Annotated in this window: 12 protein-coding genes; 5 read left to right on the top strand and 7 right to left on the bottom strand. The window is 66.4% G+C overall.

Annotated features, from left to right (window positions below; translation table 11 throughout):
• Positions 1 to 2: 2 nt before the first annotated feature.
• Positions 3 to 764 (bottom strand): hypothetical protein, encoded by a 762-nt coding sequence (locus IPP90_11705; protein ID MBL0171378.1) that lies wholly within the window; start codon positions 762 to 764, stop codon positions 3 to 5.
• A 68-nt stretch (positions 765 to 832) separates the two neighbouring features.
• Between IPP90_11705 and IPP90_11700 the strand changes: the two genes are divergently transcribed.
• The gene (locus IPP90_11700; GenBank protein ID MBL0171377.1) at positions 833 to 4918 is read left to right on the top strand and encodes a HAMP domain-containing protein; all 4086 of its coding nucleotides are present in this window, start codon (positions 833 to 835) and stop codon (positions 4916 to 4918) included.
• Between the two features lie 89 nt (positions 4919 to 5007).
• The gene (locus tag IPP90_11695; GenBank protein ID MBL0171376.1) at positions 5008 to 6747 is read left to right on the top strand and encodes a protein kinase; all 1740 of its coding nucleotides are present in this window, start codon (positions 5008 to 5010) and stop codon (positions 6745 to 6747) included.
• 19 nt (positions 6748 to 6766) lie between these two features.
• Here IPP90_11695 and IPP90_11690 read toward each other — a convergent pair whose 3' ends face one another.
• The 3 genes from IPP90_11690 to IPP90_11680 form a co-directional block, all read right to left on the bottom strand.
• Positions 6767 to 8104 carry a diguanylate cyclase gene (locus IPP90_11690; GenBank protein MBL0171375.1) on the bottom strand — a complete coding sequence of 446 codons (1338 nt, stop codon included), beginning with the start codon at positions 8102 to 8104 and terminating at the stop codon, positions 6767 to 6769.
• Positions 8105 to 8389: 285 nt separating this feature from the next.
• Entirely contained in the window at positions 8390 to 9928 is a 1539-nt protein-coding gene (actP, locus tag IPP90_11685) for a cation/acetate symporter ActP (protein ID MBL0171374.1), read from the bottom strand.
• A complete protein-coding gene (locus tag IPP90_11680) occupies positions 9928 to 10257 on the bottom strand; it encodes a DUF485 domain-containing protein (protein ID MBL0171373.1) in 330 nt (109 codons plus the stop codon). Before IPP90_11680 ends, actP begins: the two co-directional genes overlap by 1 nt.
• A gap of 103 nt (positions 10258 to 10360) precedes the next feature.
• On the opposite strand from IPP90_11680, the gene IPP90_11675 reads away from it, so the two are divergent.
• Positions 10361 to 10804: a vitamin K epoxide reductase family protein gene (locus IPP90_11675; protein ID MBL0171372.1), complete on the top strand. Its 444-nt coding sequence runs from the start codon at positions 10361 to 10363 to the stop codon at positions 10802 to 10804.
• 17 nt (positions 10805 to 10821) lie between these two features.
• On the opposite strand, the gene IPP90_11670 is transcribed toward IPP90_11675, so the two are convergent.
• Positions 10822 to 11406, bottom strand: a complete 585-nt coding sequence (locus tag IPP90_11670) for a hypothetical protein (protein ID MBL0171371.1) — start codon at positions 11404 to 11406, stop codon at positions 10822 to 10824.
• A gap of 59 nt (positions 11407 to 11465) precedes the next feature.
• Here IPP90_11670 and IPP90_11665 point away from each other — a divergent pair, with 59 nt between their 5' ends.
• Complete coding sequence (locus IPP90_11665) at positions 11466 to 12275, top strand: ubiquinone/menaquinone biosynthesis methyltransferase (GenBank protein ID MBL0171370.1); 810 nt, start codon at positions 11466 to 11468, stop codon at positions 12273 to 12275.
• Between the two features lie 7 nt (positions 12276 to 12282).
• Here the strand turns inward: IPP90_11665 and IPP90_11660 are convergent, their stop codons facing one another.
• Complete coding sequence (locus IPP90_11660) at positions 12283 to 13047, bottom strand: 4'-phosphopantetheinyl transferase superfamily protein (GenBank protein MBL0171369.1); 765 nt, start codon at positions 13045 to 13047, stop codon at positions 12283 to 12285.
• A 106-nt stretch (positions 13048 to 13153) separates the two neighbouring features.
• Between IPP90_11660 and IPP90_11655 the strand changes: the two genes are divergently transcribed.
• Positions 13154 to 14545: an MFS transporter gene (locus tag IPP90_11655; GenBank protein ID MBL0171368.1), complete on the top strand. Its 1392-nt coding sequence runs from the start codon at positions 13154 to 13156 to the stop codon at positions 14543 to 14545.
• Positions 14546 to 14552: 7 nt separating this feature from the next.
• On the opposite strand, the gene IPP90_11650 is transcribed toward IPP90_11655, so the two are convergent.
• Positions 14553 to 15893, bottom strand: a complete 1341-nt coding sequence (locus IPP90_11650) for a threonine/serine exporter family protein (GenBank protein MBL0171367.1) — start codon at positions 15891 to 15893, stop codon at positions 14553 to 14555.
• Positions 15894 to 15950: the final 57 nt, after the last annotated feature.

Raw genomic sequence — 15950 nt, 5'->3', positions numbered from 1 at the left:
ACTTATCGTGGCACATCGTCGCGCAAGGCGTTGAAGCCTCGCGAGGGGATTTGGACACGCAGTAATCGTCCCTCGGCATCCGCCCAAATAAAGCGGGCCTCGCCGAGGCTGGTGGTTGCTTGCCAACGCTGCGCCACCCGGCGTGAGCCGGCGATGACCACAGTATCGCTGGCGTCCAGCAACGTCAGGCGCACCGTTCCCTGGCGATTCGCAATAGGTGTAAGCACCGGGATGATGATGGAGTCGTGGATCGCGAGCGGTCCGCGCCGCACCAGCAGGGCGTATTGCAGCACCCCATCGTCCTCAAGCACGAGGGCGCCCGGCGCGAGGAGATACTCGCGAGCCGCCTCGCCACTGGTCCCTCGCGCCAAGGTGGCAAATCGCCCTCGCACACGCTGCCCGCCCAGCCGCAGGGTCACGGTGGCCCCGGTCCGCTCTTCCACGGAGTATCGAAAGGGGGTGCCGACCGAATCGGTTTCCAGACGGACTGCGGCGCGTCGGTCACCAATGGCCGACTCGGCCCGCAATTCCAGCGTTGGTCCGTCGGCGGCGGCGACGCGTTGCATGGAGAACTGCTCGCGACCGGCCCGCTGCCCGTTGATGAACAGGGTGAAACTCCCGACGTCCAGTCGCTCGGACTGCTGCCCGGCAAGCGGCAGGACGGGCGCCAGCCATGTAGAAGGCCGAGTCGACGGCAGAACGCCGACCGCGATCCAGGAGAGGATCGGGAGGCAGGCGAGACCGAAGCAGGGGGTCGGGGGCATCATGAAAAGATAACCGAAGTCCGCTGGCCCCTTCGCCTTCGCCGTCCACGCGGGGTATTGTGGGGACCATGACTGCCCAGACCGCGGACCCTGAACCACCAGCCAGCGAATGGTCGCCGCTTGACCGCGTGGATCATTGGCCGCTGGCTTGGGTGGCCAGTGTCTCTGTGGCCGTCCTGACGCTCGCCGCGTGGCAGCGAAGCCCCGGTTGGACGACGCTGGCCATCGCCGCGGTGGCCACGACGGCAGCGGGGGTGTGGACCCGAACTCTGCGGCATCCGCGCATCTGGGCGGTCGGTGCCATCCTGCTGTTGGCCATGGCGGTGTCGCTGGCCATCCGCGATACGCTGACCTTGCAGACCGCGTCGCGCGACTGGGCCGAGTGGTCGAAAGTCGAACGCGAGACCCGGGCGACGCGCGTTGCTGATGCCCTGACGACAGTGGCCCGACGACTGACCGATGCCGCGGATCGTGTGGCCGCTGATGAGTCGCTTCTCGCGCGACTGGTGGCCTCCGGGACGTCAGCCGGCGGCCTCTTGTCCCCCCCACTTGATGCCACCATCGAATCGGCGCTGCTCGTGTTTCGCGGTTCGCGACTGGTGGCGCGCACCGGACAAACGCGAACAATCGTGTCGCCAACCGGCCCCCGCGGCATTCAGCTGATCGATGGATCGTTCTACTCGTCGCTGGTGGCACGCGCCACCACCCCGGATGGCGCGCTGCAGGTTGTGGCCGTGGCGCTCATCTCCGCTATCCCACCGGCCGATCGATTCGCGCGCGCGCTCACGCAGTCCTCGGATCGCGCGTCGGATGTGGCGCGCACCATTGTGGAATCGCCCGACTCGTCCCGCGTGGAGGAAGGTACCACCGTGATTGTGGTGCCCGATGGGACGCGACGATTGGCGCGTGTCCGCGCCCTCGCCCGCACCGAGGGCGAAACACGATTGGCGCTGTTGCAGCGCGCCCGCGCACGAATGGCTGTGCCGCTGGTGCTCGCCGTGCTGCTCATCCTGATCACCGGCTGGCGACGTCCGGCCCGCACGGTGCACCGCCTGGCAATGGCGATGGTCCTGTTGCTGGCGATCGCCGTCGCGCCACTGAGCGCGCTGTCAAACGTGTCACCGTTGTTTGACGCCTCGAGTTACTACGCCGCGATGGGCGGGCCGTGGACGGCGAACGTGGCATCCTTGCTGTTCACCACCGCCCTCGGACTGGCCCTGCTGTTCCTCGCGCTGCGGAGCGGGCGCGTGGTGCGACTGACCAGTTCGCGCGTGCTGGCCAGCGCATTGGTGTTGATCAGCGCGACGCTCGGACCATTCGTGTTGCGCGATCTCGCACGGGGCATCGCGCTGCCCGCCAATGGCGTGAGCGTGGTGCTGTGGTTGGCCTGGCAACTGGCGATCGCCCTCGCCGGCGCATCCATTCTGCAGGCGGGGGCGGCGGCCGGTCGGACGATATTGGGGAATCGCCGCGGGTTGCCGCCGATGACGGCCCCGTCCCTGGCGATTGTGGCGGCCGTCCTGGCACCGATGCTCTGGCGCGCGCCGGGAGCGTGGCCGGGGTGGTATCCCGTGCTGTGGGGGGTCGCCATCGGGGCCCTGGCGTTGACGCGACGCGGCGTCGCGCTCGTGACTGGCGCCGCCGTGATCGCCGGCGCCGGCGCCGTGACGTTGACGTGGGGCGCGACCGTGCGCGCGCGCATGAACCTCGCCCAGTATGATCTCGCGCGGTTGTCTGCCGTGGACGACAATGCCTTCCGGTTGCTCGAACGATTTGCGTCCGCCCTGTCAACCGATCGCGGCAACGTGAACAGTAGTGAAGCGCTGCTGCGACGCTACGCCGCCAGTGAGCTTGCGCAAGCGGGATATCCGGCGCGACTCGCGCGCTGGGACACGCTGACGCCGGGGGTTCCGGCCATCGATCTCCGTCTGGCGCCGGTGGCGGATTCCATCGGTGCGCAGGTGAGCATCGCGGCCATGGCGCGCAACAGTCGCGCCATCGAAATCCGTGCCGTGGAAGACGGACCGACCACGATGCTGATCGCGGCGGTGCCGACGGCCGACGGGAGCGTGACGACGATTGCGGTGCCACCGCGCACCCGTCTGCTGCCGATGGATCCGCTGGCGGCGTTGACCGGCATTGCCAGCACACCTTCCGGCGAACCGCCGTATCGTCTGACGCTGGCCGCCGCCCCGTCCGACGACGTCGCCGTGCGCACATTGCAGTGGCGGCGTCGCGGCGATGTGATGCATGGCGATGGCGTCGCCACCGGTGGCGGTGAGTCTCGACTGGTGCATGTCGAGGTGGACTTGCGAGGCCTCGACGCGCTGTTGCCGCGCGGGGCGCTGCTCGTGCTGCTGGATGTGGCCGTCGTGCTGCTGCTGTGGGGGGCGAGCGCGACCGCCGACGGCGCATTCGGGCGGTGGCTGCGCGTGCGCCGCGCGCGCGTGCGACGTTCATATCGCGTACGACTCAGTGCGACGCTGTTGGCATTCTTCGTCGCTCCGGCCGCGCTGTTTGCCGGCAACGCCTGGTACCGATTGCAGGATGACGATCGGGCCGCACGCGAACTGCTGGTGCGTGAAGCACTGCGCACGGCGGCCAGTGACGTTACGCGTCGCGATCTGGCGGCGACCGCCGCCAGCGTCGGGTCACCGATCTTCCTGTATCACGCCGCCCAACTCGACGCCTCCAGCGACACGTTGTTGCAGGCCCTGGCGCCCCTGGGTCGGCTGTTGCCGGTCTCGTTGGATGATTCGGATTTCGGTGCCGACGACATCTTCACCACCCGACGCATTCCGGTCGGCGCGACCCAGGCGCTGGTGGGCTTTCGTCGGGTCGCCTCGGGCCCCGATGAATCGGTGGTGGTCACACCGGCACGCGGCGATGAGTTCGCCCTCGACGCGCGACGCGAGGATCTGGGCATCCTGCTGTTGTTCACAGCCGCGCTGGGTGCCTTGGCGGCGGTGTGGTCCAGCGGCATTGCCGCGCGCACGCTCTCGCGACCGGTCGGGACGCTGCGTGAGGCCGCGCTGGCCATCGCGGCCGGGCGTGAGGCGCCGGCGCTGGGCAGTGCACCCGCGGCGGAGTTTGCACCAGTGTATCGCGCGTTCGAACGCATGTCGGAGGATCTTTCCACCAGTCGCGCGGCACTCGAAGCCGCGCAACGTCGAACGGCTGCCGTGTTGCAGCACGTCGCCAGCGGCGTGGTGGCCATGCGCACCGATGGCGCGATTCTGATTGCCAATCCACGCGCCGAACAGCTGTTGCAGGCTCCGCTTCGCCAACCGTATGCGTCCATCGCGGAACTGCCACTCGCGCTGGCCTTGCTGGCCAACCAGTGTCTGGCGTTCCTGGCCAGCGACGCCGATGACGAAGCGTTCGATCAGTTCGTGTCCGGTCGCCAATTGCGTGGACGGTTGACCAGGCTACCGGCGGGTGCGGTGCTCACGGTGGATGACATCACCGAACTCGCCTCGGCGCAGCGCGTGCTGGCGTGGGGGGAGATGGCCAGGCAGGTGGCGCACGAAATCAAGAATCCGCTGACCCCGATTCGTCTGGGCGTGCAGCATCTGCGGCGCGCGTATCGCGACGGGCGCGGCGACTTCGGCACGATTCTCGACTCGAACGTGACTCGCATTCTCGCCGAGATCGATCACCTGGACGAAATCGCGCGCGCCTTCAGTCGGTATGGCATGGCGCCTGATCAGCGGGAGCCCGCCATTGCCGTCGACATTCGCGCTGTGGTGCACGATGTGATGGCGCTGGAGCAACTGGGGGACAGCGAGGTGCAATGGACGCTGAACGAGGCGTCTGGCCCTCACCCCATCATGGTGTACGGGCAGTACGACGAGCTCAAGGAAGTGGTGCTCAATCTGCTGGAGAATGCGCGACTCGCGCAGTCTCGGCGGGTCACCGTCAGGATCGAGGTCGTTGCCGACGGTGTGGCCATTGACGTGACGGATGACGGGCAGGGCATTCCCTCCGAGGTCCTGCCGCAGGTGTTCGAGCCGCATTTCTCCACGCGCACCAGCGGGAGCGGTCTTGGCCTGGCCATCAGCCGCCGACTTATCGAAGGCTGGGGGGGCCGCATTGCGGTGGAGAGCACGGTCGGGGTGGGCACCGTGGTCCATGTGCTGCTTCGCCAGGCCTGAGACCCACGCGACCGCAAATCTCTTCGATCACCCTGTTAAAGTTCAGAATGTCTTCGGATTCCCCCCTGGAAGCCCATCGCGAAACCCCCATGCCGCCACCGCACCTGGCGTCATGGATCCTTCCGCCCGGATGGGCGTGGGGAAGCGAAGGGTTGTTTCGGCAACATCGGCACTACCAGGAACTGGTCGACGCCCTGGGTCGCTCGTTGTCATTGGTCAGTGCGCCCGATCCCGAACACGGTGAATGGCTGCAGCGAGAAGCGCGTGCGCTGGCCCATCGCAGTCATCCTTCGGTACCCACGACGTACCACTACTGGGCGTCGTACCAGGAAAGTCGTCGCGGGCCGGGATATCTGCGGCGCTGGATCAGCGGCGAAACCGTCCGCTCTCGGGTTAGCCGTCTTGGTCCGGAGGAAATTCCGTTCGCAATGCAAGTGCTGCGCGAAGCGGGAAGCACGCTGGCGTACCTGCATGATACCGGTGTCGCGCACGGGGCGATCTCGGCTGACACTGTTTGGCTGACACCGGGCGGACGTCTGTGGCTGATGGGGTGGGAGTGGGTGTTGCCCAAAGAGCAGTTGCCGCACGCCCTGCGTCCGGACTCGGCGCACAGTGCCACGCCGCCGGAATGGACGGACGGGCTGTGGCATCCCACGGCCTTTTCGGACCAATGGCAACTGGCCGCCATGCTCTTCACCATGCTCACGGGTGAAACGCCGCCACAGAGTGGTGCGCCGCCCCTCTCGCTGTTGCGTGCCGATTGCCCGCAGGCGCTGGCTGCGGTGGTTGAGCGCGCGCTGCTGGTGGATCCGGCCGAACGCTACCCGTCCATCACCGCCTTGCTGCGCGATATGGATCGGCATGTTTCCGTACGCCCGGTGTATATCGCGCCCGAAGGGACCGAACTGCCACCGGCGCTGGACTCGCCGGAAGCGCGCCTTCGGTGGGCGACCGGCGACGACTACGAGATTCTCGCTCCCTTGGGTCGCGGGATGTTCGGCAGTGTGTGGCGTGCGCGCGACCTGTCATTGTCGCGCGAGGTGGCCATCAAGGTGCTGCATCCGCACATTGCCAAGGACGACGTGGCGGTCGCGCGCTTCCGGCGCGAAGCACGGCTGGCGGCGCAGTTGGCCCACCCGGCCATCGTGCCTATCTATGACAGCGACAGTCGTGGCGACGTGGCCTGGTACACCATGGAACTGGCTGAAGGCGGCTCGGTGGCCAGCCTGATTGCCCGCAATGGTCCGCGTCCAATCGAAGAGATCGCGCAGCCGGTCGATGAAGTGCTCGAAGCGCTGATCGCCGCGCATTCGAGTGGCATCATTCATCGCGATCTCAAGCCGGAAAACATCCTCATCGATCGCTATCGACGCTGGCGCATCGGGGATTTCGGTATCGCCTACGCGCTCGGTGACGAACGTGCGGGTTCATCGGGGACGCCATCGTTCGCCGCGCCCGAGCAATTGCTTGGCGAGGCGCAGGGGCCGGCCACCGACTGCTATGCGCTGGCCAGCATTGTGTACTTCGTACTCACCGGGAAGCCGCCGTTTGGCGAAGGCACCGGCGAGGCCATCCTGGCGCAGCAGCTTTCGGACACGCTCCCGGCACGCCTGCTGGCGGACGGGTTTGCCGAAGCGTTGGCGGACTGGTTTCGTCGCGGTCTGGCTCCGCGCGTGGAGGACCGATTTGGCGACGCCATCGAAATGCGTATCGCGTGGCGTCAACTGGTGCGCACGCTGCGTCGCGCCGAAGACGTGCGTCCGTGGTGGCGGCGACTGATCGAAGGGGCGCCGGAGGATGGAGAATCCGCGCCGTCTTCTGACTGGTGAACTCGCAACCCCGATTGAACTAGGCCACGCGAGTGGGCGCGTAGCCAGTGGACCCAGTCGATGACGGAATGCGCGCGGCGGCGGCCACCGCCGTGGCGCGCGCAATGGCGGCAACGTCCGGTGGCACCACGAATGCCGGGGCGGCGACAGGCCCACGATCGGGCACCGCGCGCGGGCGACCGCGTGATGCGGTATGCGCCGCGACCGCTGCGGTGAGCTTGCGGCGCTTCTTTCGCGCGTACAGCAGGGCATCCGCCCGCGCCAGCAGTTCGGTGAGCGGCGCGTGATCGGACGGTCGCACTCGCGTGTGACCAATGGTGAGCGACAACGGCGCGGCCAGCTCCTGCGACGCGTTCAGGAGCGCGACGCGCTCTTCGATGCGTCGCTGAATAATGCGGGCCGATGCGCGATCGGCGTCGAGCGCCATGATGGTGAACTCGTCGCCTCCCAGACGGGCGACCACATCGCAGTCGCGAACCGACCGACGGAGCAGGCGTCCCACGGCCGCCAGGGCTCGGTCACCTTCGGCATGCCCGTACTGGTCGTTGAGTTCTTTGAACTCGTCCATGTCGACATACATGAGGACCGCATCCTTGTCCTGTCGACGGGCAATGCGGAGTTGCTGGTCGGCCAGCGTGAGGAACCCCCGTCGGTTGTACAGGCGGGTGAGGTCGTCGGTGAGCGATGCTCGGCGCAGTCGGATCTCCTCGCGCTTGCGCTGCGAGATGTCGCGCAGCGTGACCGCCACGCCATCGCCGGTTGGTACGGCCTGGTGATACAACCACCCGCCGGCAAACTGCCGCCGATTGACGCGCACCTCCTCCATGAGCGGCGTGTGCGAGGCAACCGCCTCGACGTAACGGTCAAAGACGCCCTCGTGCCATGCGGCGGGGAAGTCCCGACGGAGTCGACGTCCCACGAGGTCGACCTGCCCGGCGCGAATCATCTTTGTGCCACTGGGATTCACGTCGCGGATTTCAAAGTCGCCAATGGCTCCCGAGGCGTCGCGAATTGCGCCGAGGAGGAACACGCCCTCCGCGTTGCTGTGCATCGCGATCTGCAACTGGCGCACACGATCGTGCGCGTCCTTATGGCCATGTCCGCTGGCAAGCGGCGTGGCGGCGCGGTGCAGCAGGCGCCAGCCGGCGATGGCGATAGCGAAAGCTGCCAGTGAAAGGAACGGCGCGGCGTCGGCGAATGAAGGCAGTATTCCGCCCGTCTGCACTGCAGGAATCGTCACGCCAAGCGCGGACAACGCCGACGGATAATCGGCGCCCACGGACAGGAGTCCGCCGACGGCAGCGAAGATCGCAAGCGCGCTCCAGAACAGGGCGCGCGTGGCGAGACGATCGAGCATAACCAAGTGAGGGTTGGCGCATTGCGAGGACCGCGGGCAGCCGACATCGGCTCTGCGTGAACGACAGTCGCTGCGCCGGCGAATGTCGGGAGCTTGAAAAGCAACTGACGTGCCATTCGTTTCGGTGGCTCCTGCGGGCCCCGAAATAGAATGTCAAAATGTCGCGTAATGCATTGTGAATAAATCGGTTACACGTTATTTGATGGGGCCGAACCAGAGTCTGCTCCCGCCACCAGGTTTCCTCGCCGCTCGGCAAAAGCTGCCGGGAGGCGAGGGCTCAGACTGTCAGTCTGCGCCCAGCAGCAGACGCCGCTCCATCGCCGCGTATCTGGCTGGGCCATCCGCGTCCGGCTTGACCAATGACACCACAATCCCGGTCAGGAAGGACAGAGGAATGGTGACCAGTGCAGGATTCTTGAGCGGGAAGATCGCCGACGTGTGGTGGAGCAGGTCGATCTGCACGGCGGGCGACAGCGCGATGAGCGTCAGCGTGGACAGGGCGCCAACTGCCATGCTGGTGGCGGCACCGGCCGTGCTGGTGCGGCGCCAGAAAATGCTCAGCACAAGGGCCGGAAAATTGGCGCTGGCCGCAATGGCGAACGCGAGACCAACCATGAAGGCGACATTCTGTCCCTTGAAGGCCACGCCAAGGATGATCGCGATGCCCGCCAACACAATCGTTGCCACGCGTGCGACGCGCAGTTCCTCGCCGGGCTTCGGGTGTCCCTTGCGCACCACACTGGCCCACAGATCGTGCGAAATGGTGGCCGCGCCAGAGAGGGCAAGGCCGGCGACCACCGCCAGAATGGTGGCAAACGCGACCGCGGCAATGAAACCCAGAAACGGACGGCCGCCGAGCAATTCGGCCAGCATTGGTGCGGCCATATTGCCACCGGCATCGACCCCCTTGATGGCGTCGGGTCCGACCAGCACCATGGCACCGAATCCGAGGATGAACGTCATCAGGTAGAAGACCCCAATGAGTCCCGTGGCGATGAACACGGATTTGCGCGCGGCGCGCGCATCGGGCACCGTGTAGAAGCGCATGAGAATGTGCGGCAGTCCCGCCGTGCCGAACATCAGGGCAAGTCCCAGCGAAATCGCATCCAGCGGATTTGACACGAGTTTGCCAGGGGCCAACACGCCGGCGCCGTACTTGGCGGCCGCCGCGGCGAAAAGCACTCGCGGATCGAACCCAAATCGGGAGAGCACCAGCATGGCGAGCGTCGCCGCGCCGCCCAACAGGAGAAACGCCTTCACGATCTGCACCCACGTGGTGGCCAGCATCCCGCCGAACAGCACGTAGGCCATCATCGCCACGCCAACGATGACGACTGCCGTTTCGTAGGGAATGCCGAACAGCAGTCGAATCAGCCCGCCCGCCCCCACCATTTGCGCAATGAGATAGAACGCTATGGTGGCAAGTGTGCCGCAGGCGGCCGCGATGCGGACCGGCACCGGATTGAGGCGCGCGGCGACGACATCGGCGAACGTGTATCGCCCCAGATTGCGCAGCGGTTCGGCGATGAGGAACAGCACCACCGGCCAGCCCACCAGCCAGCCAGTGGAGTAGATGAGGCCATCAAAGCCACTGGTCGAAACCAATCCGGCAATTCCCAGAAACGACGCGGCACTCATGTAGTCACCGGCCAACGCAAAGCCGTTCTGGCCCGCCGTAACCGTGCGACCAGCGGCGTAGAAGTGCTCGGTGGTGCTGGTGCGACGTGCCGCCCAGTAGGTGATGGCCAGCGTCAGCGCGATGAAGCCGCCGAAGAAGGCGATGGCGACCCGATCGGGCGAACCCAGAGCAGTGGCCTGCGACATCACTGGCCCCTCGTGGCGGCCGCGGTGGCGTCGTCAGCGTCGTGATGTACGCGGAGCGCTGCGAGGGCCGGATCATAGACGCGATTGGCCCACGACACGTACACGTAGGTGAGCGACCACGCGGCCACAATCACCAGGGCGCCAAGCAGGATGCCCAGCGACAGCCCCTCATGAAGCAGGGTGGCCAGCAGGTCCCGCTTATACGCCACCAGCGCGATGAACCCGAAGTAGACGCAGACCATGCAGACGGTCAGCATCGCGGCGATACGCCAGCGCCGAGCCGCCAGCGCGCGGGTGGCCTCAACGGCCGTTTGGGAGGGAGAGACCATAACGCGCGAAGGTACCGGCTGCGCGCAGGGTGGCAAGGGTCTGTGAGCCGACTCGGACCCTGTATATTGGCCTGAACACTCTCACCCTTTCGAATCCAGTCACGTGACCAAGCGCATGGCCATCGCGATGGCGAGCCTCATCTCGGGGATCGTCGCGCTGTATCTGCATCTGTGGAAGCTCGGACTGACCGGCACATTGGCCTGCAGTGGCGGCGGCGGCTGCGCCTACGTGCAGGGCAGCCGTTACGGCTGGTTCCTGGGCGTCGATGTGGCGCTCATTGGCACGGTGGGCTACACCATGCTGTTCCTGACCGCCGTGGTGAGCACGATGCCGCGCTTCGAAGACGCGAAGTGGCCGAACACGCTGATGCAACTGATGATCTGGCCCGCCGTGCTGTTCACGATTCGCCTCAAGTATGGCGAGTTCATCGTGCTCAAGAGTTTCTGCGAGTGGTGCGCGGTGTCGGCGACGGTGATCACGCTGTGCGCCATTCTGGTGACACTCGATCGTCGTCGACTGGCGCGACTCGCCAACCACGCGCCGTAGCGGCGGCGACGCGACCGTTACGGCAGGTCGCTATCGCCTACCATCACCGCATACCACGTCTTCAGCACTTCACGCATCGGATAGCCGGGCATCGTGGCCACCACCCGACCATTCCGATCGATGGCCACAAACGTTGGTGTGCCACGGAATCGGAACGTCATCAGTACCTGATCGTTGCCGCCGATCGGTCCGATGAGCTGCGCGCCGGTGATGCGTTCCTTGGAGACCATCGGCACACCGCCCGCGGCGCCTTCCAGTGTCAGCAGCTTGAGGCGAGGCAGCGGTCGACCGGCCGAGAGTTCGCCCAGGTCCTTGAGTGTGCGCTTGCACCAGCTGCACGTCACCGAGCTGATCATGATGATCGCCGGTTCACCCTTGGTGACCAGGGGCACCACGGCGCCACGAATATTTCGCACCGTGAGCGCACCGATGGCCTGCTCGGCGGTGGGGGCCTTCTGCGGCGCGGTATCGGAGCCGGCAACAACCGTTGCGTTGACGGCTAGATTGGGCGACTCAGGTTGCAGGCTGTCGCTGGAGTGCTTGGCGAACAACACGGTACCGCCGACGCCTACCAGCAACCAGCCGAGGCTGCCGAGGCTCACGGCCCCGCGTCGAGTGCGCTGAACACGCTGTAGAAACATCATCCGGGAAAGATCGCCTGATGGCTCTCGTTGCGAAACCCGGAGATCCGGGTCCGAACGCCGACCGGACACCGGTTCCCAGGCTGGGAGACCGGGATCTCGAGGCGCACCTGCGCGATCCGGCCCGAAAGCAGTCCTTCGTGACGCCGATGTTTGATGTGATTGCGCCACGCTATGACGCGTTCACCCGGCTGTTTTCGTTTGGCATGGACGCGGGGTGGAAGCGGGCAGCGATCGCCGCCGCGGCGCAGCAGACAACGACCCGCACGGTGCTGGATCTGGCGTCGGGGACGGGCGATCTGGCCGTGGGCATCGCTCGCGCGCTGCCGACCGCGCAGGTGACGGCGCTCGATGCCTCGACGCGGATGATCGACATGGCGAATGCTCGGCTGGCTACCCGCGATGCGGACGTCGCGTCACGGGTACGCACCATGGTGGGTGACATGACGGCGCTGGCGTTTCCCGATGCGTCAATCGATCTGGTCACCGCTGGTTACGGTGTGCGCAATGTGCCGGATGCCGCTCGGGCGCTTGGTGAGATCCGCCGCGTGTTGCGCCCCGGCGGGCGGGTCGTGCTGCTGGATTTCTATCGTCCCGAGCCGGCGCTGTGGCGCGCGCTGTTTCTGACGTACCTGCAGGTGGCCGGCAACATCGTGGGCTGGTGGTGGCACCGCGATCCGGTGGTGTATGGATACATCGCGCGCAGCATCGATCACTTCATGAGTTGGCAACAGTGCAGCGCGCTGTTGTCGCAGAACGGTTTTCGCGTGGTGCGAGTGACGCGGCATCTGGGCGGCGGCGTGGCGCGGCATGAGGCCGTCGCCGTGTGACGGTGTGTTACAGTGGGTGATGGCTCTGCGCCAGAGCGATGATCCACCGTCCGTCGAATCGCCACTGCGCATCGATGCGCACATCACGCATGATCGGTTCGGGCAGCAACAGCCTCACCTGCGCGGTTCCGTGGGCGCCAATCTCGAGTTCCACCTCGGTGAACCGCACGTACCGCTGCACGTACGGATCGATTGCTTTGTAAACGGCTTCCTTGAGCGCAAAATGCACCAGGGTGGCTTCGCGATGTGCGAGCGCGTCGAGTCCCTCAATCCGTGCACGCTCGATGTCGGTGAGGATGCGCGTGGCAATCGAAGGACGCGTCAGGTCCACGTCCAGCGGGCGCTCCTCCAGATCGACACCCAACACCGTGCCCGCTGACGGCGCGGCCACGGCGATCGCCCGAGCGCGTTTGTGACTGATTGAGCCGGTGAGGCCAAAGGGGAGCGTGGGCGCGCCACGAGCGGTACGCAGCAACGGCCCGATGACCTCATTCGGCGCGACCTGCTGCAGCGCCGCGCGCAACGCCCGTCGTCCTGCCACGAAACCGGCACTCAGCAGCGACGGCAACGACTCGGCGAGCGCGCGTTCAGCCTCGTGCAGCCCATGCGCGTCAATCGGCGCGCGCGTGTTACCGTGCTCGGCCGTGATGCTGCCGATCTCGATCGATGCGAACACGCCTGACGGGACGAACGGCTCGGCCGTGAGCGCGACAGCATCGCCTGCCGCCCCGTGGGGTGAAACGGGCGCGCCGGGCGCGGGAGGTATGACCATCTCGCAATCTCTCCCGGGGCGTACCGCGAGGCCAGCCGACCAGGGCTCACCCAATTCCGGCGCATGGGGTGCGCGATGGCGTGCAGGCTGTCAGCTTGATGCGCATATGGCCTCCACAGATACGGCATTCGGGAGCGGCGACAACCCCCAAGTCGAGGACCGCGGCTTCCGCGGCGGTCTCAGCGCCGGGCAGGCGTGGTATGCCGTCGCGATCCTGACGCTGGCGAATGTGTCGGGCGCCATCGACCGCCAGATCTTTGCATCGCTCGCCGAGCCGGTGAAGCGCGACCTGGGTTTGTCCGATACGCAGGTGAGCCTGCTGAGCGGTTGCGGTTTTGCCGTGTTGTTCTCGGTATTCGGGCTGGCCATCGGTCGCCTGGTGGATCGTCGCCGACGCACGCACATCGTGGCCGTCGGCGCGGCACTCTGGAGTTTCCTGACCGCCATCACCGGCATCACCCGCAACTACGGTCAACTGTTGCTGGCCCGCGTTGGGGTGGGCGTCGGCGAGGCGACACTGGGACCGTCCGCTGTCTCGATCATCGCCGACGCATTTCCCCGTGGTCGTCTCGGTACCGCGATGAGCGTGTACATGCTGGGGACGTTCTTCGGTTCCGGTGTGTCGTACGCACTGGGGGCGTGGATTGTGAGCGCCATTGACGCGCCGGGTTTTGTCTCGATGCCGATCGTCGGTGCGATTCATCCGTGGCAAACGGTGTTTTTCATCATCGGGTTGCCGGGGCTGCTCGTGGCGTTGCTCATGCTGACGGTGCGCGAGCCCACGCGCGCCGCCGGTGCACGGGCCACCGAACAGGTTCCCATGAGTCAGGTCATCGCCTATTTGCGCCGCAATGCGCGCACGATGATTTCCCTCTGCGTGGGATTCACCTGTTCGGCCTCCGTGAACTGGGGAATCGGCATGTGGTTGCAGGCATTCTTTGTTCGCACGCATGGATGGTCGGTGGCCCAGGCCGGCGCACTGCAGGGCGCGTTAACCATGGGAATCGGTCCGGTGGGAACGCTGCTGGGCGGATGGATGGTCGATCGCTATGCCCGGCGCGGGATCGCTGATGCACCGTTGCGCGTCGGCATGCTGGGGGCGGCCGGCATGATGGTCTTCGCGGGACTGTATCCGATCGTGCCGTCGGCGTCGCTGGCCGCAGCGCTGCTGGTGCCGGTGAATCTGTTTGCCGCATTACCCTGGGGCGCAGCCAACGCGGCCATTGCCGAAGCGATGCCCTCGCGCATGCGTGGCCAAGGGAGCGCCATCTTCCAACTGATGGTGGGCCTCGCCGGCGGCATTGGCCCGACGGCGGTAGCGCTTGTGACGGATCGTGTCTATCACAACGACGCGTCGCTGCGCTGGTCATTGGCACTGTGCACCGTCGTGGGCATGTCGCTCACGCTGGCGATCCTGGCGTGGGGACGTCCGGCGTATCGGGCCACGGTGGCTCGACGTGATGAATCGCGGGAACGGGCGATCGCGAACGCGCAGTAGGCCAGCGTCAGCCGCGCCGCGATGCGCGGTTGCGCACTGCGCGTTCGCGGGATGCGCGTTCGCGCAGGGCACTGGTGGCCACATTGCCGGCAAGGATTCCAGCGGCCAGTGAAATTCCGATAAGCCCCACGCGAAAGGCGGTGGCCACGCCGACGTCATATTGGTCGCCAACCAGTGACGTCATGCTCCGGAATCCGATGGAGCCGGGCACGAGTATCAACAGACCTGGCACGGCGGTCACCATCGATGTGCGCCGAAACACGCGCTCCACGACATTGCTGCCGGCGCTCACCACAAACGCGCCGAGGAAGGCCGCGAAGACCTCGCCCATGCTGGCACCCACAAAACGCGACGTGAGGTACGCACCGACGCAGGCCAGCACGATCCATCCGGCGTCGCGCGCCGACGCATTCAGCAGTACGGTAAAGGCCAGGGGCGCGACGATCAGGGCCACCCATTCCGTCCACCGCGGAAGCGGCGCGCGCGACAGCCAAGCGGCACCGTCGCTGCCCAGTACGTCGCGCAACTCCAGGCCGATCTGTCCACCGAGCCTGGCGCCAAGCGCCAGACCAAAGCCGAGTCCAAGGAAGACCACGATGGCACCGCTCAAGCGCGCGGTCCCTGACGACAGATGACGGGTGGAGAGTTCGGTGAGGGCCACGGTCAATGTGAGCCCGGGGAGCAACACAATCAGGCCGGCGAGCGAGGTGGCGTAGCCCGTGCCTGTTCGCGCATACACGTCCAGCGCCAGCGCCAACGTCGTCACCACAAACGCCGCCACGGGCTCCGTCACCGGGCGCCACGTGACCGACGTGGACGTTCCCAGCGCGATGGCGCCGGTAATCAGTCCGAGCACCGATGCGATCGCCACGTCGCCGACTTTCACGCGGAGAAAGCACGCTACCGCGGCTGACGACAACACAAACGCCAGCAGCACCAGCCAGACGGGCCACCGAGGTGGCTGCGCCTTGAGCACGTGGAGCCGTTGCAGTCCATCAGCGGGGGACACCGTGCCGTCCACCACATCGCGCACGATGTCGCTGACTTGCGCGAGATGGCCCAGGTTGGGCTCCCCGGGTTCGACGCGCAGCAAATGCACGCGTTGATCGACCAGGTCACCGAAGCCCACCATGATGCTGGTGGGCGTGGAGAAGAATTCAGCGGTCAGCCCCAGCCGCGTCGCCACCGTGTACAGCGCCGCTTCCAGACGATGCGAGGGAGTGCCGTACTGGTGCAGGGCGCGGGCCAGTTCGAGCACAAAGCCCGTCCGGGCCGCCGCCCGGAGTTCGCCGGTGGCGGTCATCATCGGCGAATCGGACGCCGGGTCGGGCACGAGAGCAGTGTTCACCCTGTCAGCGTATCCGGCGCACCGGCTGGCCGCAATCGGACTTGTGTATGACTGAGG

The sequence above is a fragment of the Gemmatimonadaceae bacterium genome (genome assembly GCA_016720905.1).
GTDB lineage: Bacteria > Gemmatimonadota > Gemmatimonadetes > Gemmatimonadales > Gemmatimonadaceae > Gemmatimonas.
This window is presented reverse-complemented; position numbering and strand designations above follow the sequence as displayed.

What these genes read in the sequence shown, in the direction of transcription:
- IPP90_11705 (MBL0171378.1), bottom strand. Translation starts at nt 764, where the DNA reads ATGCCCCCGACCCCCTGCTTCGGTCTCGCCTGCCTCCCGATCCTCTCC.
- IPP90_11700 (MBL0171377.1), top strand. Translation starts at nt 833, where the DNA reads ATGACTGCCCAGACCGCGGACCCTGAACCACCAGCCAGCGAATGGTCG.
- IPP90_11695 (MBL0171376.1), top strand. Translation starts at nt 5,008, where the DNA reads ATGCCGCCACCGCACCTGGCGTCATGGATCCTTCCGCCCGGATGGGCG.
- IPP90_11690 (MBL0171375.1), bottom strand. Translation starts at nt 8,104, where the DNA reads ATGCTCGATCGTCTCGCCACGCGCGCCCTGTTCTGGAGCGCGCTTGCG.
- actP (MBL0171374.1), bottom strand. Translation starts at nt 9,928, where the DNA reads ATGTCGCAGGCCACTGCTCTGGGTTCGCCCGATCGGGTCGCCATCGCC.
- IPP90_11680 (MBL0171373.1), bottom strand. Translation starts at nt 10,257, where the DNA reads ATGGTCTCTCCCTCCCAAACGGCCGTTGAGGCCACCCGCGCGCTGGCG.
- IPP90_11665 (MBL0171370.1), top strand. Translation starts at nt 11,466, where the DNA reads ATGGCTCTCGTTGCGAAACCCGGAGATCCGGGTCCGAACGCCGACCGG.
- IPP90_11660 (MBL0171369.1), bottom strand. Translation starts at nt 13,047, where the DNA reads ATGGTCATACCTCCCGCGCCCGGCGCGCCCGTTTCACCCCACGGGGCG.
- IPP90_11655 (MBL0171368.1), top strand. Translation starts at nt 13,154, where the DNA reads ATGGCCTCCACAGATACGGCATTCGGGAGCGGCGACAACCCCCAAGTC.